At 68.5% G+C, this 22,091-nt stretch carries 19 protein-coding genes; 14 read left to right on the top strand and 5 right to left on the bottom strand.

Annotated features, from left to right (window positions below):
- Nucleotides 1–380: 380 nt before the first annotated feature.
- Nucleotides 381–911, bottom strand: coding sequence for a general secretion pathway protein GspB (locus AC3RCE_RS03335; RefSeq protein ID WP_492254523.1), 531 nt, complete (start codon nt 909–911; stop codon nt 381–383).
- 30 nt (nt 912–941) lie between these two features.
- Between AC3RCE_RS03335 and AC3RCE_RS03330 the strand changes: the two genes are divergently transcribed.
- Entirely contained in the window at nt 942–1,235 is a 294-nt protein-coding gene (locus AC3RCE_RS03330) for a hypothetical protein (protein WP_492254522.1), read from the top strand.
- 7 nt (nt 1,236–1,242) lie between these two features.
- Here the strand turns inward: AC3RCE_RS03330 and AC3RCE_RS03325 are convergent, their stop codons facing one another.
- Nucleotides 1,243–3,003 carry an ExeA family protein gene (locus AC3RCE_RS03325; protein ID WP_492254521.1) on the bottom strand — a complete coding sequence of 587 codons (1,761 nt, stop codon included), beginning with the start codon at nt 3,001–3,003 and terminating at the stop codon, nt 1,243–1,245.
- 239 nt (nt 3,004–3,242) lie between these two features.
- On the opposite strand from AC3RCE_RS03325, the gene AC3RCE_RS03320 reads away from it, so the two are divergent.
- From AC3RCE_RS03320 to AC3RCE_RS03280, 9 genes are all read left to right on the top strand, one after another.
- Nucleotides 3,243–5,189 (top strand): AMP-dependent synthetase/ligase, encoded by a 1,947-nt coding sequence (locus tag AC3RCE_RS03320; RefSeq protein WP_492254520.1) that lies wholly within the window; start codon nt 3,243–3,245, stop codon nt 5,187–5,189.
- A gap of 37 nt (nt 5,190–5,226) precedes the next feature.
- The gene (locus tag AC3RCE_RS03315) at nt 5,227–6,012 is read left to right on the top strand and encodes an ABC transporter ATP-binding protein (RefSeq protein WP_055400027.1); all 786 of its coding nucleotides are present in this window, start codon (nt 5,227–5,229) and stop codon (nt 6,010–6,012) included.
- An 18-nt stretch (nt 6,013–6,030) separates the two neighbouring features.
- Nucleotides 6,031–6,960, top strand: a complete 930-nt coding sequence (locus tag AC3RCE_RS03310) for a branched-chain amino acid ABC transporter permease (protein WP_218297233.1) — start codon at nt 6,031–6,033, stop codon at nt 6,958–6,960.
- A 28-nt stretch (nt 6,961–6,988) separates the two neighbouring features.
- Nucleotides 6,989–8,065 carry a branched-chain amino acid ABC transporter permease gene (locus tag AC3RCE_RS03305; RefSeq protein ID WP_218297234.1) on the top strand — a complete coding sequence of 359 codons (1,077 nt, stop codon included), beginning with the start codon at nt 6,989–6,991 and terminating at the stop codon, nt 8,063–8,065.
- Between the two features lie 187 nt (nt 8,066–8,252).
- Nucleotides 8,253–9,581, top strand: a complete 1,329-nt coding sequence (locus tag AC3RCE_RS03300) for an ABC transporter substrate-binding protein (protein ID WP_218297235.1) — start codon at nt 8,253–8,255, stop codon at nt 9,579–9,581.
- A gap of 226 nt (nt 9,582–9,807) precedes the next feature.
- Nucleotides 9,808–10,620 carry an ABC transporter ATP-binding protein gene (locus tag AC3RCE_RS03295; protein WP_218297236.1) on the top strand — a complete coding sequence of 271 codons (813 nt, stop codon included), beginning with the start codon at nt 9,808–9,810 and terminating at the stop codon, nt 10,618–10,620.
- Nucleotides 10,621–10,827: 207 nt separating this feature from the next.
- A complete protein-coding gene (locus AC3RCE_RS03290) occupies nt 10,828–12,075 on the top strand; it encodes a phenylacetate--CoA ligase family protein (protein ID WP_492246293.1) in 1,248 nt (415 codons plus the stop codon).
- A 389-nt stretch (nt 12,076–12,464) separates the two neighbouring features.
- Entirely contained in the window at nt 12,465–13,454 is a 990-nt protein-coding gene (locus AC3RCE_RS03285) for a tripartite tricarboxylate transporter substrate-binding protein (RefSeq protein WP_218297238.1), read from the top strand.
- Nucleotides 13,455–13,832: 378 nt separating this feature from the next.
- Entirely contained in the window at nt 13,833–14,825 is a 993-nt protein-coding gene (locus AC3RCE_RS03280) for a Bug family tripartite tricarboxylate transporter substrate binding protein (RefSeq protein WP_218297390.1), read from the top strand.
- Nucleotides 14,826–14,873: 48 nt separating this feature from the next.
- Here the strand turns inward: AC3RCE_RS03280 and AC3RCE_RS03275 are convergent, their stop codons facing one another.
- From AC3RCE_RS03275 to AC3RCE_RS03265, 3 genes are all read right to left on the bottom strand, one after another.
- A complete protein-coding gene (locus AC3RCE_RS03275) occupies nt 14,874–15,260 on the bottom strand; it encodes a nuclear transport factor 2 family protein (protein ID WP_492254519.1) in 387 nt (128 codons plus the stop codon).
- Nucleotides 15,261–15,393: 133 nt separating this feature from the next.
- Nucleotides 15,394–15,711: a DUF1840 domain-containing protein gene (locus AC3RCE_RS03270; RefSeq protein WP_492254518.1), complete on the bottom strand. Its 318-nt coding sequence runs from the start codon at nt 15,709–15,711 to the stop codon at nt 15,394–15,396.
- An 86-nt stretch (nt 15,712–15,797) separates the two neighbouring features.
- Nucleotides 15,798–17,066, bottom strand: coding sequence for a class I SAM-dependent methyltransferase (locus AC3RCE_RS03265; protein ID WP_218297240.1), 1,269 nt, complete (start codon nt 17,064–17,066; stop codon nt 15,798–15,800).
- 107 nt (nt 17,067–17,173) lie between these two features.
- Between AC3RCE_RS03265 and AC3RCE_RS03260 the strand changes: the two genes are divergently transcribed.
- Genes AC3RCE_RS03260 through AC3RCE_RS03245 form a run of 4 tightly spaced genes read left to right on the top strand, consistent with a single transcriptional unit; the run spans nt 17,174 to nt 22,089 of the window.
- The gene (locus AC3RCE_RS03260; protein ID WP_492246290.1) at nt 17,174–19,534 is read left to right on the top strand and encodes a bifunctional salicylyl-CoA 5-hydroxylase/oxidoreductase; all 2,361 of its coding nucleotides are present in this window, start codon (nt 17,174–17,176) and stop codon (nt 19,532–19,534) included.
- A 2-nt stretch (nt 19,535–19,536) separates the two neighbouring features.
- Nucleotides 19,537–20,028, top strand: a complete 492-nt coding sequence (locus AC3RCE_RS03255) for a MarR family winged helix-turn-helix transcriptional regulator (RefSeq protein WP_218297242.1) — start codon at nt 19,537–19,539, stop codon at nt 20,026–20,028.
- On the top strand, nt 20,025–20,879 hold the full coding sequence (locus AC3RCE_RS03250) for an enoyl-CoA hydratase family protein (protein ID WP_492246289.1): 855 nt from the start codon (nt 20,025–20,027) through the stop codon (nt 20,877–20,879). Before AC3RCE_RS03255 ends, AC3RCE_RS03250 begins: the two co-directional genes overlap by 4 nt.
- Nucleotides 20,880–20,883: 4 nt before the next feature.
- Nucleotides 20,884–22,089 (top strand): acyl-CoA dehydrogenase family protein, encoded by a 1,206-nt coding sequence (locus AC3RCE_RS03245; protein ID WP_492246288.1) that lies wholly within the window; start codon nt 20,884–20,886, stop codon nt 22,087–22,089.
- Nucleotides 22,090–22,091: the final 2 nt, after the last annotated feature.

The following is a 22,091-nucleotide window of genomic DNA, read 5'->3' as shown; positions in this document are numbered from 1 at the left end:
GCAGCGCTCCGCCACCGGGCCCATTGTCCGAAGCGGTGCGCGGCAAATCCATCCGACTGATGTCCTACGACCTTGTGCGCCGGGTCGTAAGACCCGCTCCACCCCCCACCCCGAACGCGGCGCGCGGCAGAAAGGCGTGGCCGCCCCGTGCACCGGCGCGGGCTCCCCCGGTGGCGCACCGCGGTCCACCGGGCCGCACGGAGCCCAGGCGTTCGCCGCCCTGCGGCGGCGACCAGCCCCGCAAAAGCGCGTTCAGCGCGGCCCGCGCCAGGAGAGCAAAAGAGTCCACGGCCGCGCCACGGGCGGCCCTGGTGGAGCGGCAGGCGTCATGCAGACGCACCGGCCGGCATCCCAGGGGGTGCCGGCGCCCCGGGGACGCCCTATTGCGCGGCCACCGCGTACCGGTAGCCGCGGAAGGTCCAGACCGTGCGCCCCGGCTCGATCTTCTCCAGCACCAGGCCCGGCGCGGCCTGGTCGCCCTCGTGCAGCACCTGCCCGTTGACGATGGCCATGCGGTACACCGGGTTGCTGGAATGCGTGGCCCCCGTGACCTTGAGCGCGGGCAACTGCGCGCGCAGGGTGTCCGGCAGGTCGGTCTGGGCGAACACCGGGCTCGCGGGCGGCGGCGCAGCGCCGGGGTCCTGCGTGGAGCGCGGGGCAGACCCGTTGGCTGGGAGCGGCGCGCCAAGCGACTCACGCGGGCGCGCCGGATCGGCCACCGGCGCCCGTGCGGCGGGTGGTGCCACCACCACCGCGGCCACAGGCCGCTCGCGCTCACGCGCGGTGCCGCCGCGCTTGTCCGCCGCGCGCTTGCTGTCCGCCGGGCGCGGCTCGGGTGCGGGCGCCGGCGGGGCCGTCCGGGCGAGCGCGGGCTCTGGCGCCGGCGCCGGCGCGGGCACGGAAGAAGCCAAGGGGGCGGCGGCGCCACTGGAGCTGCCGTTGTGACAGGTGCTGTGGGTGTGGCGGGCGCGGCAGGGGCAGGCGCCACCACGGCGGGCGCGGCCGGGGCCACCGCCGTCGCCACCGGGGCCTGCGGCCGCAGGGCCCACCAGGTACCACCGGCCGCCAGCACGGCCACGCCCACCACCGCCGCCGCCACGGCCCACAGCGGGGCCGGCGCCGCCCGGTGGACGGCGGGCAATTCCCCGGCCGCGGGCGCGGCCTGGGAGTGCAGGCCCGGCACGGCCCCCCGGCCGCGTTCGGCGTCGGCACGCCGCAGCGCATCAAGGATGTAGGACATGGTCAGTCTCCGTTGCGCAGGCGCGGCTCGTTCACGCCCGTGGCGCGGTTGAGCAGCATGAGTGTCAGGGGGCCGGCACGGCCATCGGGCGTCACGCCCTGGGCCAGCTGGAAGCGGTGGATGCGCGACTGGCGCAGCGCGGGCGTCACCGGCCGGCTTCCGGAGCCCGTGCCGCCGGCCGCCTTGCTGGCCAGTTGCTGGTCCAGCCAGGCCGCGCCGGCCGGGGTGTCGCTGATCTCGCCGCGATCGGGCATGCCGGCCGGGGCGCGCCACAGCGTGGCGATGTCGCCGCGCCACGCCTGCGCCAGTTCGGCCACCGGCACCCGCAGCGTGCGGCCGCCGCCTTCCAGCGTGGCGGTCTCGCCGTCCAGGCCGCGCAGCAGCACGGAGACCGGGGCCTCGGCTTCATCCGACGGATACAGCGCGAGCAGCACGGGCCGGTCGATCTGCCGCACCAGGTTCAGGCCCGCGCGGCGGTTGCGGTAGCAGCGCAGCCCCTCGCGCGGCAAGGTGGCGCAAGCGTCCGCCCCCGCGGGCAGCTTCACGCCCCAGGCCGAGGCCAGCGCCTGCCAGGCCGGCGCATCGCTGGCGGGCTGCGCCAGCACGAATTGCTCCAGCGCGGAAGGTTGCGCCCCCGGCGGGATGGTGGCCGCGGCCGCCCCCTGCGCGGCGGACGCGGTGGACGCCGCCGCCAGCACCGCGGGCGCCACCAGGGGCGCGGCTACGGGCGGCGGGGGCGTGGCGGCGGGACGGGAGGCCGCGCGCGATGGAGCGGCGGCTCCGGCGTCCGTGGCCGCCTGCGGCCCCGGCTGCGGCGCGGGCCACAGGCCCAGCGCCCAGCCCGCGGCCGCCACGGCCACGGCACCCGCCACGGCGCCCAGGCCCGTGGACGCCCAGCGTGGCAGCGGTGGCCGCGCGCTGCGCGCCGCGGCGGCCGATGCCGGTGCGTCGAACACTTCGCGCGCGGCGCGGTTGACGATGGCCCTGGTGACCTGGCGCGCCCCCGCCGCGTAGGCGCCGAGCAGCGCCCGGTCGCACAGCAGGTTGATGCGCCGGGGCACGCCGTGGGAGAGCGCATGCACGCGCTGGATGGCGCGCCGCTCGAACGGGATCGGCCCGTTGAGCCCGGCCACGGCGAGGCGGTGCGCGATGTACTGCTGCGTCTCCTGCGGGGTCAGGGCGTCCAGGTGAAAGCGCGCGATCACGCGCTGGGCCAGCTGCTCCATCGAAGGCCGCGCCACCATGGCGCGCAGCTCGGGCTGGCCGATGAGAATGATCTGCAGCAGCTTGCGCTCGCTGGTCTCCAGGTTGGTGAGCAGGCGCAACTGCTCCAGCACGTCGGCCGCGAGGTTCTGTGCCTCGTCGATGATGAGCACGTTGTTGCGCCCCGAGGCGTGCGCGGCCAGCAGCGACGCGTTGAGCGGGTCGATGCAGTCCTTGACCGTCTCCACCCCCGGCACGGCCGGCTTGTGCGGCACGCCGAACTCGTCGCAGATGGAACGCAGCAGCTCGCCCACGGTGAGCTTGGGATTGAAGATGTAGGCCACGTTGCAGTTCGCCGGAATCTGCTCCAGGAAACAGCGGCACACCGTGGTCTTGCCCGTGCCCACCTCGCCGGTGAGCAGCACGAAGCCGCCGCCCGCGTCCAGCCCATACAGGAGGTGCGCCAGCGCCTCGCGGTGCCGCTCGCTCATGAACAGGTAGCGCGGGTCCGGTGCTATGGAAAACGGGGGATGCTGAAGACCGAAAAACGGGGCGTACATGCCGTGAGGATACCGCCCTGCCATGAAACGCCCCCCGGCCGTACCCGGGCACAGCGCGGGGCCTGCCCGGACAGGGAGGCAGGGTTTCACCCACCGAGTAGTTTCCCGTAAATTGTCGTCGGCAAGACAAGATGGCGTCAAAGTCAGTCCTAGCATCCGATCCATACACCCATACGCAGCCACAAGGCCGCGATCCCGGCAGTCACCGGACGGACACCTCTTATCTTTAGGAACCTGCAATGTTGACCACGTTCCCGCAATTGCTGCTCAAGCATGCCGCCGAGCGCCCCGACGCGCCGGCGCTGCGCGAAAAAGAATACGGCATCTGGCAGACCCACAGCTGGGCCGACCTGGTGCGCCTGGTGGAACAGGTGGCGGCCGGCCTGCACCTGGCGGGCCTGCAGCGCCACGAGCACATGGTGGTGATCGGCGCCAACCGCCCCCGCCTGTATGCCACCATGCTCGCGGCGCAATCGCTGGGCGCCATTCCGGTGCCCCTGTACCAGGACGCCGTGGGCGCGGAATGCATCTTCCCCCTGAACAACGCCGAGGTGCGCTTTTGCCTGGTGGAAGACCAGGAACAGGTCGACAAGCTGCTCGAGATCCGCGCGCAGTGCCCGCAGATCTCGAACATCTTCTTTGACGATCCGCGCGGCCTGCGCAACTACGAGGAAGAAGGCCTCGCGTCGCTGGACTCGCTGATCGAGGCGGGCAAGGCGCATGCCGCCAGGAACCCCCAGTGGTTCCGCGCCGAGGTGGCCAAGGCCCAGCCCGACGATGTGGCGGCGATGTTCTTCACCTCGGGCACCACGGGCAACCCCAAGGGCGTGGTGCACACCCACAGCACGCTGCTGGACCGCGCATCCGCGGGCGCCGAGTTCGACAAGCTCACCAGCAGCGAAGAGGTGCTGGCCTACCTGCCCCCGGCCTGGATCGGCCAGAACATCTTCAGCTATGCGCAGTGGCTGGCCTGCGGCTACGTGGTGAACTGCCCCGAGTCGGCCAGCACCGTGACCATCGACCTGAAGGAAGTGGGCCCCACCTACTACTTCGCGCCACCACGCATCTTCGAAGGCCTGCTCACCAGCGTGATGATCCGCATGGAAGACGCGGGCACCCTCAAGCGCAAGATGTTCCAGGCCTGCATGGCCGTGGCCCAGCGCGTGGGCCCCGCGCTCATGGACGGCCTGCCGGTGGGCACGCTCGACCGCATCAAGTACGCCCTGGGCAACCTGCTGGTGTACGGCCCGCTGCGCAACAACCTGGGTTTCAGCCGCGTGCGCGTGGCCTACACGGCGGGCGAGGCCATCGGGCCCGACCTGTTCACCTTCTACCGCTCCATCGGCATCAACCTCAAGCAGCTGTACGGCTCCACCGAGACCGCCGTGTTCGTGTGCCTGCAGCCCGACAACCAGGCGCGCGCCGACACCGTGGGCGTGCCCATCCGGGGCGTGGAGATCAAGGTCGCCGACAATGGCGAGATCCTGGTCAAGTCCGCCGGCCTGCTCAAGGAGTACTACAAGAACCCCAAGGCCACGGCCGAGGTGCTCACGGCCGACGGCTGGTACCACACGAGCGACGCGGGCTTCCTCGACGCGCACGGCCACCTCAAGATCATTGACCGCGTGAAGGACGTGGGCCGCATCAAGGGCGGCGCCAACGATGGCGCCATGTTTGCGCCCAAGTATGTGGAGAACAAGCTCAAGTTCTTCCCGCACATCAAGGAAGTCGTCGCCCTGGGCGACGGCCGCGAGAAGGTGTGTGTAATGGTCAACATCGACTTCGACGCCGTGGGCAACTGGGCCGAGCGCCGCAACCTGCCCTACGCGGGCTACACCGACCTGGCGCAAAAGCCCGACGTGTACGAACTGATCCGCGAGTGCATCGAGAAGGTCAACGCCGACCTCGCCACCGATTCCATGCTGGCGGGCAGCCAGGTCAGCCGCTTCCTGGTGCTGCACAAGGAACTCGATGCCGACGACGGCGAGCTCACGCGCACCAACAAGGTCCGCCGCGGCTTCATCGCCGAGAAATACGGCGTGCTCGTGGACGCTCTCTACGCGGGCCGCACCGAGCAGTACATCGAGACCCAGGTCAAGTTCGAGGACGGCCGCACCGGCAGCGTGAGCGCCACCCTGAAGCTGTCGGACACCAAGACCTTCGCGCCGGTGAAAAAGGCCGCATGACCCCGCACCCCACCCATTGAGTCCAGGCATTCAATCCATGACCAAAAAGAAGATCGGTGACGTCATCCTCGACGTCAAGAACATCAGCCTGCGGTTTGGCGGTGTGAAGGCGCTGACGGACATCTCGTTCAACGTCAAGGAGCACGAGATCCGCGCCATCATCGGCCCCAACGGCGCGGGCAAGAGCTCCATGCTCAACTGCATCAACGGCGTGTACACGCCGCAGGACGGCTCCATCACCTTCCGTGGCAAGACCTTCTCGCACATGAACTCGCGCCAGGTGGCCGAGATGGGCGTGGCGCGCACGTTCCAGAACCTGGCGCTGTTCAAGGGCATGAGCGTGATCGACAACATCATGACCGGGCGCAACCTCAAGATCAAAAGCAACCTGCTGATGCAGGCGCTGCGCATCGGCCCCGCCGAGCGCGAGGAGATCCGCCACCGCGAATACGTCGAGCACATCATCGACTTCCTGGAAATCCAGGCCTTCCGCAAGACCCCCGTGGGCCAGCTGCCCTACGGCCTGCAAAAGCGCGTGGACCTGGGCCGGGCCCTGGCCATGGAGCCCCAGGTGCTGCTGCTCGACGAGCCCATGGCCGGCATGAACGTGGAAGAGAAGCAGGACATGTGCCGCTTCATCCTCGACGTGAACGACGAGTTCGGGACCACCATCGTGCTCATCGAGCACGACATGGGCGTGGTGATGGACATCAGCGACCGGGTGGTGGTGCTCGACTACGGCAAGAAGATCGGCGACGGCAGCCCCGACGAAGTGCGCAACAACGAAGACGTGATCAGTGCCTATCTGGGCACGAGCCACTAAGGGCGGGAGAAAAAAACAATGGCATTCTTTCTCGAAACACTGATCGGCGGCCTCATGGCCGGCATGCTGTATTCGCTGGTGGCGCTGGGCTTCGTGCTGATCTACAAGGCATCGGGCGTCTTCAACTTCGCGCAGGGCGCGATGGTGCTGTTCGCCGCGCTGGCCATGGCCCGCTTTGCCGAGTGGATTCCCAAGTGGACGGGCATCAGCAGCCCCATCGTGGCCAACCTCGCGGCCTTCGTGATCGCGGGCGCCATCATGTTCGTGGTGGCCTGGCTGATCGAGAAGCTGGTGCTGCGCCACCTGGTGAACCAGGAAGGCGCCACGCTGCTCATGGCCACGCTGGGCATCACCTACTTCATGGAAGGCCTGGGCCAGACGCTGTTTGGCAGCGACATCTACAAGATCGACGTGGGCATGCCCAAGGACCCGATCTTCATGCTGGACAGCCTCTTCCAGGGCGGCATCCTGGTGAACAAGGAAGACGTGATCGCCGCCGCCATCGCCGCCGCACTGGTGGCGCTGCTGTCGGTGTTCTTCCAGAAGACGTCCACCGGCCGCGCCCTGCGCGCCGTGGCGGACGACCACCAGGCCGCGCAATCCATCGGCATTCCGCTCAACCGCATCTGGGTGATCGTATGGTGCGTGGCCGGCGTCGTGGCCCTGGTGGCCGGGATGATCTGGGGCAGCAAGCTCGGGGTGCAGTTCTCGCTGACCACGGTCGCGCTGCGCGCGCTGCCGGTGGTGATCCTGGGGGGCCTCACGTCCGTGCCCGGCGCCATCATCGGCGGGCTGATCATCGGCGTGGGCGAGAAGCTGTCCGAGGTGTACCTGGGCCCGTTCGTGGGCGGGGGCATCGAGATCTGGTTTGCGTATGTGCTGGCGCTGGTGTTCCTTCTGTTCAGACCGCAAGGTTTGTTCGGGGAGAAGATCATCGACCGCGTGTAACCCATAACAACAAGAACAGGAAACTTCCATGCTCTACCGCGAAAACGGCCAGTTCAAGACCAGCTACCGCGCCGACCAGCAGATCTTCCCCATCGCGCAGGACCGCATCGCCATCGCGCTGCTGCTGGCCGTCGCCTTCCTGGTCGTGCCCATGCTGGCCAGCGACTACATCTTCCGCGCCATCCTGATTCCCTTCGTCATCATGGCGCTGGCGGCCCTGGGGGTGAACATCCTCGTGGGCTACTGCGGCCAGATCTCGCTGGGCTCGGGCGCGTTCATGGCGGTGGGGGCCTATGGCGCCTACAACTTCTTCGTGCGCTTTCCGGGCATGCCGCTGATTCCGGCGCTGATCCTGGGCGGCCTCTGCGCCACGTTCTTCGGCATCCTGTTCGGGCTGCCCAGCCTGCGCGTCAAGGGCCTGTACCTGGCGGTGGCCACCCTGGCCGCGCAGTTCTTCTCCGACTGGATGTTCCTGCGCATCAAGTGGTTCACCAACAACTCGGACTCGGGCTCGGTGTCGGTGAACAACCTGCAGGTCTTCGGCCTGCCCATCGAGAGCGCCACCAGCAAGTACCTGTTCTGCCTGGCCCTGCTGGTCGTCGTGGCCCTGCTGGCCAAGAACCTGGTGCGTGGCGCCATCGGCCGCGAATGGATGGCCATCCGCGACATGGACGTGGCGGCGGCCGTGATCGGCATCCGCCCCATGTACGCCAAGCTCAGCGCCTTCGCCGTGAGTTCCTTCATCGTGGGCATGGCCGGCGCGCTGTGGGCCTTCGTGCACCTGGGCGCGTGGGAGCCCGCGGCCTTCTCGGTGGAAATCTCGTTCCGCCTCCTGTTCATGGTGATCATCGGCGGCCTGGGCTCCATCTCCGGGGGGTTCTTTGGCGCCGCCTTCATCGTGGTGCTGCCCATCGTGCTCAACCAGTTCCTGCCAGCCTTCATGGGCCTGTTCGGCATCGAGGTGTCCACCGCCGGTGTCTCGCACGCCGAGCTGATGATCTTCGGCGCGCTGATCGTGTGGTTCCTGATCGTGGAGCCGCATGGCCTGGCCAAGCTGTGGTCCACCGCCAAGCAGAAGCTGCGCCTGTGGCCCTTCCCGCATTGATTGATATGCACCCCCTGAGTCGCTTCGCGCCTTCCCCCTCTCCTTCGGGAGGGGGACGCCACCGGTGGCCTGGCAAAGCCAGTTCCACGGTGGCGCTGGCCTCGTGCATGCCAGTGCAAAGCTCGCAGCCCTTGAATCCGTCGGTTTCTTCCCCGTGCTTCAACACATTCATCCAAAGGAGACATCCATGAAGCTTTCGAAACTCGTGATCGCCGCTGCCGTGGTCGCCGCCGGTGCGTCGACCATCACCACCAGTGCCTTCGCACAAGCCAAGGAGCAGTTCTTCCCGCTGCTGTCGTACCGCACCGGCCCCTACGCGCCCAACGGCGTGCCATGGGCCAACGGCAAGCAGGACTACATCAAGATGATCAACGCCCGCGACGGCGGCATCAACGGCGTGAAGCTCACCTTTGAAGAATGCGAAACCGGCTACGCCACCGACCGTGGCGTGGAGTGCTACGAGCGCCTGAAGGGGCGTCCCGGCGTGTCGCTGTTCGACCCGCAGGCCACCGGCATCACTTTCGCGCTGACCGAGAAGGCCCCCGTGGACAAGATCCCGCTGATGACGCTGGGCTACGGCCTGTCGGTGGCGCAGGACGGCCAGGCGTTCAAGTGGAACTTCCCCTTCATGGGCAGCTACTGGACCGGCGCCGACATCCTGATCCAGCACATCGGCAAGGCCGCGGGCGGCATGGACAAGCTCAAGGGCAAGAAGATCGCCCTGGTGTACCACGACAGCCCGTTCGGCAAGGAGCCGATCCCGCTGCTGCAGGAACGCTCCAAGATGCATGGCTTCGAGCTGCAGATGCTGCCCGTGACCGCGCCCGGCGTGGAGCAGAAAGCCACCTGGCTGCAGGTGCGCCAGAGCCGCCCCGACTACGTGCTGCTGTGGGGCTGGGGCGTGATGAACTCCACCGCCCTCAAGGAAGCCCAGGCCACCGGCTATCCGCGCGACAAGATGTATGGCGTGTGGTGGGCTGGCGCCGAGCCGGACGTGCGTGACGTGGGCGAAGGCGCCAAGGGCTACAACGCGCTGGCCTTGAACACCTCGGGCCAGCAGCCCAAGGTGATCCAGGACATCCTGAAGAACGTGCACGACAAGGGCCAGGGCACGGGACCCAAGGACGAAGTGGGCTCGGTGCTGTACACCCGCGGCGTGATCATCCAGATGCTGGCCGTGGAATCGGTGCGCCGCGCGCAGGAGCGTTTCGGCAAGGGCAAGGTCATGACCGGCGAGCAGGTGCGCTGGGGCATGGAGAACCTGGCCCTGGACCAGAAGAAGCTCGACGCCATGGGCTTTGGCGGCGTGATGCGCCCCCTGTCCACGAGCTGCGCCGACCACATGGGCTCCACCTGGGCCCGCGTGCACACCTGGGATGGCGCCAAGTGGAACTTCTCGTCCGACTGGTACCAGGCCGATGAGCAGATCCTCAAGCCCATGATCAAGGCGGGCGCCGACAAGTACCTGGCCGACAAGAAGATGACGCGCCGGGATGCGGCGGACTGCCAGTCTTGATTCGGACCATCCCCCTGAGGCGCTGACGCGCCTTCCCCCTTCTCTCTTAGCGCTTCGCGCTGCGGGAAGGGGGACGCCACCAGCGCGGCGGGGCGGCCCTTGCGCGGTGGCCCTGGCCTGGGCAGCGACCGTTTCAAGGGCCAGTGAACAGCGGTTGCCTCTTTGGCAGCCGCCAATCCAAAGGGTTGTGCAGCAGCTTTTTGGATTGGCACAGGAAGGCAAGACCATGGACTCCAACAGCAACATCGTTCTCAACGTCAACGGCATCGAGGTCATCTACAACCACGTGATCCTCGTGCTCAAGGGCGTCTCGCTGCAGGTGCGCGAAGGCAGCATCGTGGCCATCCTGGGGGGCAACGGGGCGGGCAAGACAACCACGCTGCGCGCCATCTCCAATTTGCTCAAGGGCGAACGCGGCGAGGTCACCAAGGGCAGCATCGAGCTGCGTGGCGAGCGCATCGAGAACCTCTCGCCCGCCGACCTGGTGCAGCGCGGCGTGGTGCAGGTGATGGAGGGGCGGCACTGCTTCGCCCACCTGACGATCGAAGAGAACCTGATGACGGGCAGCTACACCCGTACCAGCAAGGCCGAGATCGCGGCCAACCTGGAGAAGGTCTACAACTACTTTCCGCGCCTGAAGACGCGCCGCACCTCGCAGGCGGCGTACACGTCGGGCGGCGAGCAGCAGATGTGCGCCATCGGCCGCGCGCTCATGGCCAACCCCAGCATGGTGCTGCTCGACGAGCCCTCCATGGGCCTGGCACCGCAGATCGTGGAAGAGGTGTTCAACATCGTCAAGGACCTGAACACCAAGGAAAAGGTCACCTTCCTGCTGGCCGAGCAGAACACCAACATGGCGCTCAAGTACTCGGACTACGGCTACATCATGGAAAGCGGCCGCGTGGTGATGGACGGCGCCGCCAGCGACCTGGCCAGCAACGAGGACGTCAAGGAGTTCTACCTGGGCGTGGGCGGTGGCGAGCGCAAGAGCTTCAAGGATGTGAAGAGCTACAAGCGGCGCAAGCGCTGGCTGGCTTGACGTGCCCCCTGAGGCGCTGCGCGCCTTCCCCCTCAGGGGGACGCACCCGGTGGCCTGGCGAAGCCAGTTCCACGGGTGCGCTGACGGGAGCAGCGCACTTTCTGAGACCACGGACGAATCCACTCCCAAATTCATAGCTGATTGCGATTGATGGACAAGCGCTAGAGGCCAATTTCACTTCAAACCACTTCACAAGGAACACCAGGCATGAGCACGTTCTATGACGCCCTGGAAACCCGCAGCCCCGCAGAGCGCGAAGCGGCCCTGATGGCCGCGCTGCCGCGGCAGATCGCCCATGCCCAGAAGGCATCGCCCGCGTTTGCCGGCATCCTGGCGGGCGTGGATGCCGCCGCCGTCACCAGCCGCGCTGCGCTGGCGCAGCTGCCCGTCACGCGCAAGTACGAGCTGCTGGAGCGCCAGCAGGCGGGCCGCGCCGCCAACGTGTTCGGCGGGTTCAGCGCGCTGGGCTTTGGCCCCGGCATGACCCGCGTATTCGCCAGCCCCGGCACCATCTACGAGCCCGAGGGCACGCGCCGCGACTACTGGCGCATGGCGCGGGCCATCCATGCCGTGGGTTTTCGCAGCGGCGAGCTGATCCACAACAGCTTCAGCTACCACTTCGTGCCCGCGGGCTCGATGATGGAAACCGGCGCCCATGCGCTGGGCTGCACCGTGTTTCCGGGCGGCACGGGGCAGACCGAGCAGCAGGTGCAGGCCATGGCCGAACTGCGGCCAGCGGGCTACATCGGCACCCCCAGCTTCCTCAAGATCATTGTCGAGAAGGCCGCGGAAATGGGCATCGCGCTGCCCAGCGTGACCAAGGCGCTGGTCTCGGGCGAGGCGTTCCCCCCCTCGCTGCGCGACTGGTTCGCCGAGCGCGGCATCAGCGGCTACCAGTGCTACGCCACGGCCGACCTGGGGCTGATCGCCTACGAGACCAGCGCGCGCGAGGGCCTGGTGCTCGATGAAGGCGTGATCGTGGAGATCGTGCGCCCCGGCACCGGCGACCCCGTGCCCGAGGGCGAGGTGGGCGAGCTGGTCGTCACCACGCTCAACCCCGACTACCCGCTGATCCGCTTTGGCACCGGCGACCTGTCGGCCGTGCTGCCCGGCGACTGCCCCACGGGCCGGACCAACACCCGCATCAAGGGCTGGATGGGCCGCGCCGACCAGACCACCAAGGTGCGCGGCATGTTCGTGCACCCCGGCCAGGTGGCCACCATCGCGCGGCGCTTTCCGCAGGTGCTGCGCGCGCGGCTGGTGGTCAGCGGCGAGATGGCCAACGACCAGATGGTGCTGCAGGTGGAGACCAGCGAAACCGCCGAGGGCCTGGCGCGCCAGCTGGGCGACGCCATCCGCGAGGTGACCAAGCTGCGCGGCGATGTGCAGATGGTGGCCCCGGGCACCCTGCCCAACGACGGCAAGGTGATCGAGGACGCGCGGAGTTACAAGTAGCCGCCTGCGTCGCCTTCGGCGCCTTCCCCCGAGGGGACGGCCCGCTCGCTGCGGGGCGGCCCTTGCTCGGCGCCTCCCGCCTGGCCTGCGCCGGTATCGAGCGCAGAGGACTGAAGCGGTGCGGTGCAAGCGTGCAGGCAGACAGACAGGCACCCGGTCACTGGACCACCTGCAGTTTGCGGCAACGCAAGAAATGCCCACTTGGCACGGCGGGTCACCGCAGTGTTTACCCTAATCAATACTCCTTTTTTTATAGCATTTAGCGCTTTATTGACGGGCGCTGCAGGCCTTTTTCACTTAAAGCCCCTGCCCCGGGCGGGCTACGTAATATCCGCAATGTTCCCGTAAACCCCCCTCGCTATCATGGCCCGTCATTCACAGGAGAGACCATGAAAAAGATGCTGAAACTCGCACTGATCGCTGCCGCCGCAGCCACCGCTTTCGGCGCCAGCGCCCAGGAGTTCCCCGCCAAGGACAAGACGATCACGATCGTGGTCCCCTACGCCGCGGGCGGCCCCACCGACCGCGTGGCGCGCGACCTGGCCGAAGCCATCCGCAAGCCCCTGGGCGGCATCAGCGTGGTGGTGGACAACTCCGCCGGCGCGGGCAGCACCATCGGCTCCGCCAAGGTGGCGCGGGCCGCACCCGATGGCTACACCCTGCTGCTGAACCACGTGAGCATGGCCACCATGCCCACCATGTACCGCAAGCTGGCCTTCAACGTGGCCAATGACTTCGAGTACCTGGGCATCATCAACGACGTGCCCATGACGCTCATCGCGCGTCCCTCGATGCCCGCGAACAACTACAAGGAACTGGCTGGCTGGCTGCAGCAGAACAAGGGCAAGATCAACCTGGGCAATGCAGGCCAGGGCTCGGCCTCGCACCTGTGCGGCCTGATCTTCCAGAGCGCCGTGCAGGTCGACATGACGGCTGTGCCCTACAAGGGCACCGCGCCCGCCATCACCGACCTGATCGGCGGCCAGATCGACCTGCTGTGCGACCAGACGACCAACACCACCTCGCAGATCGAGGCCAAGAAGGTCAAGGCCTACGCCGTGACCACCTCCAAGCGCCTGACGACGCCCGCCCTCAAGGACCTGCCCACGCTGGCCGAATCCGGCGTGAAGGACTTCAACGTGACCATCTGGCACGGCCTGTACGCGCCCAAGGGCACGCCCGCACCGGTGCTGACCAAGATCAACGAAGCCCTCAAGGTGGCCCTGAAGGACCCTGAGTTCATCAAGAAGCAGGAAGGCCTGGGCGCCGTGGTGGCCACCGACAAGCGCGTCGAACCCGCCGAGCACAAGAAGTTCGTGCTGTCCGAAACCGAGAAATTCGGCGCCGCCATCAAGGCCGCGGGCTCCTACGCGGACTGATCGGCACCTGCGCCCCCAGCCCGCGACCCTGCGGGCTGCGGTGCTCAGGATTGCTTGAAGGATTGAAGGAAGCAGGCAAGCCACCACGCCCCCCGGGGCCTGGTGGCTTTTTTCCTGCCCGCGCCGCCACGGGCCGCCGCACGCCGCCGCGCTCCGGGTAATCCATGTGAACCCCGGCATGCCGGCCCGCGTAAAAAGGGGACCACCGTGGCATTCTCTTGCCGGCAGATCCTCCCTCACAACGAAAGCCCGCCCATGGCGCAACATCGACAAGCCCACCACCACCACCTTGCGCGCAGCACCTCCCAGCCCCGCGCCCCGGCGCGCAGCCGCCGCGAGGCCCTGGCGTTCGCATTCACCCTGAGCGCGCTGGGCGCCATGGCCATCGCGGCGGCCGCCACCCTGCTCGCGCCAGGCTCCGCCCACGCCCAGGCCACGCCTGCCGCGGGCGGTTGGCCCACCAAGCCCGTGCGCATCGTCGTGCCCTTCGCGCCCGGCGGCACCACCGACATCCTGGCCCGCGCGATGGCCCCCGAACTCTCGCGCGCGTTCGGCCAGCAGTTCATCGTGGACAACCGCGCGGGCGCGGGCGGCAACGTGGGCGCCGAGATCGTGGCGAAATCCCCCGGCGACGGCTACACCCTGCTCATGGGCACCGTGGGCACGCACGGCATCAACCGCGCGCTGTACGCCAAGCTGCCGTACGACCCCATCAAGGACTTCGTGCCCATCACCCTGGTGGCCGCCGTGCCCAACGTGATGGTGATGAATGCCGACAAGGCCAAGGCCCAGGGCATCCACAACGTGCAGGACTTCATCCGCGTGGCCAAGGCCAGCCCCGGCAAGATGAACATGGCCTCCAGCGGCAACGGCACGTCCATCCACCTGGCGGGCGAGCTGTTCAAGAGCATGACGGGCACCTTCATGCTGCACCTGCCCTACCGCGGCTCGGGCCCGGCCCTCATGGACATGGTGGCGGGCAATGCGGACGTGATGTTCGACAACCTGCCCTCGTCCATGGCGCAGATCAAGGCGGGCAAGCTCACGGCGCTGGCCGTGACAAGCTCGGAGCGCTCCAGCGCGCTGCCCGACGTGCCCACGGTGGAGCAGGCGGGCGGCCCCGCGCTCAAGGGCTACGAGGCCAGTTCCTGGTTCGGCCTGCTGGCTCCCGCGGGCACGCCCCCCGACATCGTCCACCGCATCCAGCAGGAAGTCGCCAGGTCGCTGGCCACGCCCGCGATGAAGGAACGGCTCGTGGCGCAGGGCGCGATCCCGGGCGGCAACACGCCGGCGGACTTCGCCAGGCACATCGACAGCGAGCACAAGAAGTGGGCGCAGGTGGTGAAGACCTCGGGAGCGAAGGTCGACTGACCCGCCACGCCGGCGGCAGGCCCCCGGCGCAGCCGCCTGCCGGTCAAGTCACGGTGGCGCCGAGGGCGCGGCCAGCAAGCGCTTCTCGCCCTGGGCGAACGAGGCCCGCTGGATCCGCCCCTGGGCCACCTCGTAGACGCAGAGCATCTCCAGGGTGCCCAGCCCCTCCGGGAAATTGCGCGTGATCAGTTCGAGGTCCACCACCACGCCGCCCATCACCGTGCGCGACAGCAGCCGCGCATGCAGGTCGGGCTCGGCAAAACGCGCCAGAAAGCGCGGCCGCATTTCAGCATGCCCGTGCGCGAGCCGTTCTCCATGGAGCACATGCTGCTGCGCATCGGCGGCGTAGGTGGCCAGCAGGGCCTCGATGTCCCTGGCGTTGTAGGCATCGAGTTGCGCCTGCACGACGGCCGGCGGCGAAGGGTCGTGGATCATGATGGATGGTGAAACAAGGAAAGCGCAGGAGGGCATGGCACCCGGCCCGCACAGGGGCCCGGCAGGGCGGACAGCGGGAGCCCGCTCTGGCGCGCCGCCACTCCCGCGCGGCCACGCCGCCATTCATGCGGTGCTACACGCCCCAGACCACGTCCACGTCCTCCGCCGCGCTGCGCTTGAGCATCTCGATGAACGGCGCCACCCGCTGGCGCAGGCGCACCGTGTCGGCGCGCTCCTCGGCCACGGCGTCGTCGCTGGCGTCCTCGGGCGGGGGCAGCGTTTCCTCCGCCGCCACGGCGGCCTCGAGCGCCGCGATGGCGCCCGGGATCTGCGCCGCCGTCACGATGCCGCTCGCACCGGGTGTCTTGCCCATGATGGTCACGATCTGCCGCCCTTGCGGCTCCAGCATGATCAGATCGGCGGCAGCGCGGGACTTGAATTTGTAGAGCATGGTGAAACGTATTCCTCGGTAGGGCTTGAAGCGGCCGGCAAACCCGGCACGGCGATGGTGGACAGGCGTTTGCGGGCCGCTCCGGTTCAGCGGTTGTACATGTAGTCGCGCGTGAACGGATAGTCCGATTGTGCGCCGGCCAGGGCCCCGGCCGCCATCTGGCCGTCGGGCTTCGTGGCCAGCATCTGGTGCAGCGCCATCCAGCCGCGCTCGAACCCCAGCGCGCTGCCCGCCAGGTACAGGCGGTAGGCACGCAGCACCTTGTCGCCCTGCTCGGCGCCGGACTGCGCGGCCAGCACCTCGCGTGCCGCGGGCAGGCGGGCCTCCAGCCCGTCGGACCACGCCCACAGGGTGCGCGCGTAGTGGGGGCGCAGGTTCTCGGTGTCCACCATTTCCAGGCCCGCCCGGGCCATGTCGTGCAGCACGGCGCTCACGTGGATCAGCTCCCCCCCGGGGAAGATGTACTGCTCGATGAAGTCGCCCATGCCCGCGCCGAGCTGCGCGTTGTCCACCGCGCCCGCCGTGATGCCGTGGTTCATCAGCAGGCCCCCCGGGCGCAGCAGCCGGGCCACGGTGGCGAAGTAGCGTTCCATCTGCGCGCGGCCCACATGCTCGAACATGCCCACGGACGCCACCTTGTCGAAGGGCCGGTCCGCCTGCAGCTCGCGGTAGTCGCACAGCTGCATCCGCACACGGCCCTGCAGCCCCCGCGCCTCGATGAGCTGCTGCACATGCGCGTGCTGGTTGCGCGACAGCGTGATGCCCGTGGCATCCACGCCGTAGTGCTCCGCGGCCCACAGCAGCAGGCCGCCCCAGCCGGCGCCGATGTCCAGGAACCGCTCGCCGGGCGCCAGGCGCAGCTTGCGGCAGATGTGGTCCAGCTTGGCCTCCTGGGCCTGGGCCAGCGACATGCCCGCATCCCGGAAATAGGCGCACGAATAGACGCGCCGCGGGTCGAGCCAGAGCGCGTAGAAGTCGTCCGAGAGGTCATAGTGGAACTGCACCTGGCGGGCATCGCGGGCCACCGTGTGCGCCGCCATGGACCGTGCCCGCGCTAGCACCCGGCGCCACCAGCCGCTGTGCTGCTCGCGGGCCGGGTCGCGGGTGAGCAGGCCCGCCGCGGCGGCCATCAGGTCGCGCATGCCGCCCTCCAGCGCCACGCGGCCCTCGACGATGGCCGCGCCCACGTTGCCGATCTCGCCCATCGCCAGGGCCACCAGCGCCATGCGGTCGCGAAACCGCAGCGTGACGGCGGGCTCGGACGCGCCCAGCTGCTGCCCGGCGGGCAGCTGGACGGCCATGGGCACTGGCAACGCAGCCAGCCGCCCCTCCAGGGTGTGCAGCAAGTGCTTCATGCCGCCTATTTTTGAATGGGTGCTGCACTGCGTCAACACCTCCCCCGCACGCCCCCGCCGGGAAGGCCCCATTGACAGTATTTTGTTTAGGTCTAAACTATTTTCACATGAACATCCTCTGCATTGGCGGCGGGCCCGCAGGCCTCTATTTCGCACTGCTCATGAAGCAGCAAAACCCTGCCCACCGGGTCACGGTGGTCGAGCGCAACCGGCCGTTCGACACCTTTGGCTGGGGCGTGGTGCTGTCGGACCAGACGCTCGAGAACCTGCGCGCGGCCGACGGGCCGACGGCCGCGCTGATCGGCGATGCGTTCAACCACTGGGACGACATCAAGGTGTTCTTCAAGGGCCGCAGCGTGCGCTCCTCGGGCCACGGCTTTTGCGGCATCGGGCGCAAGCGGCTGCTCAACATCCTGCAGGACCGCTGCCTCGCGGTCGGCGTGGAGCTGGTGTTCGAGACCGACGTGGCCGACGACCAGGCGCTGGCCGCCCAGTACCAGGCCGACCTGGTGATCGCCAGCGACGGCCTCAACAGCCGCATCCGCACGCGCTACGCCACCACCTACCAGCCCGACATCGACCTGCGCGAATGCCGTTTCGTCTGGCTGGGCACTCACAAAAAACTCGATGCTTTTACGTTTGCTTTCGAGCAGACCGAGCACGGCTGGTTCCAGGCGCACGCCTACCAGTTCGACGCCGACACCTCCACCTTCATCATCGAGACGCCCGAGGCCGTGTGGAAGGCCCACGGCCTGGACCAGATGGAGCAGCCCGAGGCGATTGCATTCTGCGAGAAGCTGTTTGCCAAATACCTGGACGGCAACGCGCTCATCAGCAACGCTACGCACCTGCGCGGCTCGGCCAACTGGATCCGCTTTCCGCGCGTGATCTGCAACACCTGGGTGCACCGCGAGACCATCGGCGGCAAGCGCGTGCCCATCGTGCTGATGGGCGACGCGGCGCACACCGCGCATTTCTCCATCGGCAGCGGCACCAAGCTCGCGCTGGAAGACGCGATTGACCTGGCGAACGAATTTTCGACGGGCCTGCCTATCGATGAGGTGCTCACCCACTACGAGGCCCGCCGCAGCGTCGAGGTGCTCAAGATCCAGAACGCCGCGCGCAACTCCACCGAGTGGTTCGAGAACGTGGGCCGCTACGCCGGCATGGAGGTGGAGCAGTTCGCGTACTCGCTCCTCACGCGCAGCCAGCGCATCAGCCACGAGAACCTGCGGCTGCGCGATGCAGCATGGCTGGAGGGCTACGAGGCGTGGTTGGCAGGCGGCAAAGCTGCTATTCCCCCCATGCTCACACCGTTCACGCTCAACGGCCTCACGCTCAAGAACCGCATCGTCGTCTCGCCCATGGCCACCTACAGCGCGGTCGATGGCGTGCCGCAGGACTTCCACCTGGTGCACCTGGGCGCGCGCGCACTCGGCGGCGCGGCGCTGGTGATGGTGGAGATGACCAGCCCCACGCCCGAGGGCCGCATCACCCCCGCCTGCACCGGGCTGTGGAACGACGCGCAGCAGGCCGCGTTCACGCGCATCGTGCACTTCGTGCACGGCAGCAGCACCGCCAAGATCGGCCTGCAGCTGGGCCACAGTGGCCCCAAGGGCTCCACGCGCGTGGGCTGGGAGGGCACGGACGAGCCGCTGCCCCACGGCAACTGGCCGCTGCTGGCGGCCAGCGCGCTGGCCTACGGCGAGCAGAACCAGGCGCCCGCCGCCATGACCCGCGCCGACATGGACCGGATGACCGCCGCGTTCACGGACAGCGCACGGCGCGCGCTGGCCTGCGGCTTCGACTGGCTGGAGCTGCACTGCGCGCACGGCTACCTGCTGGCCAGCTTCATCAGCCCCATCACCAACCAGCGCACGGATGAGTACGGCGGTAGCCTGCAGGGCCGCTGCCGCTACCCGCTCGAAGTGTTCGCCGCCGTGCGCGCCGTGTGGCCGGCCGACAAACCCATGAGCGTGCGCATCTCGGCCCACGACTGGGCGCCGGGCGGCACCACGCCGGACGACGCGGTGGAGATCGCGCGCCTGTTCCAGGCGGCCGGCGCCGACCTGATCGACGTGTCGTCCGGCCAGACCACGCGCGCCGCCAGGCCGGTGTACGGCCGCATGTACCAGACCCCGTTCGCCGACCGCATCCGCAACGAGGTGGGCATCGCCACCATGGCCGTGGGCGCGATCACCGAGGCCGACCACGCCAACAGCATCATTGCCGCAGGCCGTGCGGACCTGTGCGCCATTGCCCGCCCGCACCTGGCCGACCCGGCCTGGACGCTGCACGCGGCCGCGCAGCTGAGCCCCGTGGCCGCCGCGCACACCGACTGGCCCGTGCAGTACGCCAGCGGCCGCGACCAGATGCTGCGCGAGATTTCCAAGCAAAAACAGCTTGCAGCGCTTGCCAATCAAGCGCAGGCAGCTACCAAAAGCAGAGCACCCGAGGAAGAAGGCTAGCCATGGACCTTGAAGCCCGCCTGCACGACGCCGCCCCCAGCGAGCACCCCGAGGCCCTGCGCCTGTGGCTGCGCATGCTCACCTGCACCCAGCTCATCGAAAAACAGGTGCGCAGCCACCTGCGCGCGCAGTTCGACACCACGCTGCCGCGCTTTGACCTGATGGCGCAGCTGGAACGCGCGCCCGAGGGCATGAAGATGAAGGACCTCTCGCGCCGCATGATGGTGACCAGCGGCAACATCACCGGCATCACCGACCAGCTCGTGGCCGAAGGGCTGGTGGAGCGCATGGACGTGGAAGGCGACCGCCGCGCGTACCTCGTGCGCCTCACGCCGCAGGGCCGCCAGCAGTTCATCGACATGGCGCGCCAGCACGAGCAATGGATCGTGGAGGCCTTCGCCACGCTGGGCGAGCGCGACATCAGCACCCTGCACCGCCTGCTGGGCAAGGTCAAGGAACACACCCAGAACAACTCTTTGGAGACCACGGAATGAAGCATTTCATCGGCGCAAGCAACCCCATGCGCGAGCAGTTCAACCCCCAGGCCAGCTACGTGGCCGAGCATTTCGCGTGGAGCTTCGATGCTGGCGTGGGCACTGTCACGCTCAACCGGCCGGACCGTAAGAACCCGCTCACCTTCCAGAGCTACTCGGAGCTGCGCGATTTTTTCTACGCGCTGCGGTTTGCCACCGACGTGAAGGCCATCGTCGTCACCGGCGCGGGTGGCAACTTCTGCTCGGGCGGCGACGTGCACGAGATCATCGGCCCGCTCACCACCATGACCATGCCCGAGCTGCTGGAGTTCACGCGCATGACGGGCGACCTGGTCAAGGCCCTGCGCGCCTGCCCGCAGCCCGTGCTGGGCGCCATCGACGGCATCTGCGCCGGTGCGGGCGCGATGATGGCGCTGGCCTGCGACATGCGCTACGGCACCGAGGCCACCAAGACTGCGTTCCTGTTCACCCGCGTGGGCCTGGCCGGTGCCGACATGGGCGCCTGCGCGCTGCTGCCCCGCATGATCGGCCAGGGCCGCGCCAGCGAGCTGCTGTTCACCGGCCGCGCGATGACGGCGCACGAGGGTCTGGCCTGGGGCTTCTTCAACGACCTGTATGAAAGCGCCGACCTGCTGGCCAACGTGCAGGCCACCGCGCGCACGCTGGCGGGCGGCCCCACCTTCGCCCATGGCATGACCAAGACCATGCTCAGCCAGGAGTGGAGCATGACCATCGAGCAGGCCATCGAGGCCGAGGCGCAGGCCCAGGCCATCTGCATGCAGACCGAAGATTTCCGACGCGCCTACGAGGCGTTTGCCGCCAGGCAGAAACCTGTGTTCCAGGGAGATTGAGCCCATGCACGTCGCCACCCCCCCGGCCCCCCGCCCGCCCTCGACGGCGCACCTGGCCCTGCCCTTCTTCGACGACGCCCACCGCGCGCTGGCCGAGGGCCTGGTGCCCTGGGCCGCCGCCCAGCAGGTCGATGAGACCGACGACCGCGCCGCCTGCCGCGACTGGGTGCGGCGCCTGGGCGCGGACGGCTGGCTGCGCTACTGCGTGCCCGCCGCACAGGGCGGCGCGCTGCCCGCGCTCGACTCGCGCGCGCTGGTGCTGCTGCGCGAGACGCTGGCCTACCACTCGCCGCTGGCGGACTTTGCGTTCGCCATGCAGGGCCTGGGCAGCGGCGCCATCACCCTGGCCGGCAGCCCGGCGCAGCAGGCGCACTACCTGCAGGGCGTGGCGCGCGGCGAGCTGATCGCGGCGTTCGCGCTCAGCGAGCCCGAGGCAGGGTCCGACGTGGGCGCTATGCAAACAGTAGCTACCAGCGCTTATCCATCAAGCGCTAGCGGCCAAAAAGACTCATATTCCCTCACCGGCACCAAGACCTGGATCAGCAACGGCGGCATTGCAGACTTCTACTGCGTGTTCGCCAAGACCGACCCCGCCGGCGGCACGCGCGGCATCAGCGCCTTCATCGTCGATGCGGACACGCCCGGGCTCGACGCCTCGCGCCACATCCACGTGATGGCGCCGCACCCGCTGGCCACGCTGCAGTTCGACAACTGCACCGTGCCCGCCACTGCCCTGCTCGGCGAACTGCACGGCGGCTTCAAGCTGGCCATGCGCACGCTCGACATCTTTCGCGCGTCGGTGGCCGCCGCCGCGCTGGGCATGGCGCGCCGCGCGCTGGCCGAGGCCGTGCACCACGCGCGCCAGCGCCGCATGTTCGGCCAGACGCTGGCGGACTTCCAGCTCACGCAGGCCAGGATCGGCGAGATGGCCGCGCTGGTGGACAGCGCCGCGCTGCTCACCTACCGCGCCGCCTGGCTGCGGGACACCGGCCAGGCACGGGTGACGGCCGAGGCGGCGATGGCCAAGATGACCGCCACCGAAAACGCCCAGCGCGTCATCGACATGGCGCTGCAACTGCACGGCGGGCGCGGAGTGGAAGTGGGCAGCAAGGTCGAATCGCTGTACCGCGACATCCGCTCGCTGCGCATCTACGAAGGCGCCACCGAAGTGCAGCAACTCATCATCGGCAAGGCCGTCCTGCAGGAGTGATC

The sequence above is a fragment of the Acidovorax sp. GW823-FHT05D11 genome, assembly GCF_058795695.1.
Note: the sequence above shows the minus strand (reverse complement) of the source record. Positions and strands in the feature narration are given on the sequence as shown.

Bases quoted from the DNA above. Each gene is read 5' to 3' on its own strand.
- AC3RCE_RS03325 (WP_492254521.1), bottom strand. From the start codon at position 3,003: ATGTACGCCCCGTTTTTCGGTCTTCAGCATCCCCCGTTTTCCATAGCA.
- AC3RCE_RS03320 (WP_492254520.1), top strand. From the start codon at position 3,243: ATGTTGACCACGTTCCCGCAATTGCTGCTCAAGCATGCCGCCGAGCGC.
- AC3RCE_RS03315 (WP_055400027.1), top strand. From the start codon at position 5,227: ATGACCAAAAAGAAGATCGGTGACGTCATCCTCGACGTCAAGAACATC.
- AC3RCE_RS03310 (WP_218297233.1), top strand. From the start codon at position 6,031: ATGGCATTCTTTCTCGAAACACTGATCGGCGGCCTCATGGCCGGCATG.
- AC3RCE_RS03305 (WP_218297234.1), top strand. From the start codon at position 6,989: ATGCTCTACCGCGAAAACGGCCAGTTCAAGACCAGCTACCGCGCCGAC.
- AC3RCE_RS03300 (WP_218297235.1), top strand. From the start codon at position 8,253: ATGAAGCTTTCGAAACTCGTGATCGCCGCTGCCGTGGTCGCCGCCGGT.
- AC3RCE_RS03295 (WP_218297236.1), top strand. From the start codon at position 9,808: ATGGACTCCAACAGCAACATCGTTCTCAACGTCAACGGCATCGAGGTC.
- AC3RCE_RS03290 (WP_492246293.1), top strand. From the start codon at position 10,828: ATGAGCACGTTCTATGACGCCCTGGAAACCCGCAGCCCCGCAGAGCGC.
- AC3RCE_RS03285 (WP_218297238.1), top strand. From the start codon at position 12,465: ATGAAAAAGATGCTGAAACTCGCACTGATCGCTGCCGCCGCAGCCACC.
- AC3RCE_RS03280 (WP_218297390.1), top strand. From the start codon at position 13,833: ATGGCCATCGCGGCGGCCGCCACCCTGCTCGCGCCAGGCTCCGCCCAC.
- AC3RCE_RS03275 (WP_492254519.1), bottom strand. From the start codon at position 15,260: ATGATCCACGACCCTTCGCCGCCGGCCGTCGTGCAGGCGCAACTCGAT.
- AC3RCE_RS03270 (WP_492254518.1), bottom strand. From the start codon at position 15,711: ATGCTCTACAAATTCAAGTCCCGCGCTGCCGCCGATCTGATCATGCTG.
- AC3RCE_RS03265 (WP_218297240.1), bottom strand. From the start codon at position 17,066: ATGAAGCACTTGCTGCACACCCTGGAGGGGCGGCTGGCTGCGTTGCCA.
- AC3RCE_RS03260 (WP_492246290.1), top strand. From the start codon at position 17,174: ATGAACATCCTCTGCATTGGCGGCGGGCCCGCAGGCCTCTATTTCGCA.
- AC3RCE_RS03255 (WP_218297242.1), top strand. From the start codon at position 19,537: ATGGACCTTGAAGCCCGCCTGCACGACGCCGCCCCCAGCGAGCACCCC.
- AC3RCE_RS03250 (WP_492246289.1), top strand. From the start codon at position 20,025: ATGAAGCATTTCATCGGCGCAAGCAACCCCATGCGCGAGCAGTTCAAC.
- AC3RCE_RS03245 (WP_492246288.1), top strand. From the start codon at position 20,884: ATGCACGTCGCCACCCCCCCGGCCCCCCGCCCGCCCTCGACGGCGCAC.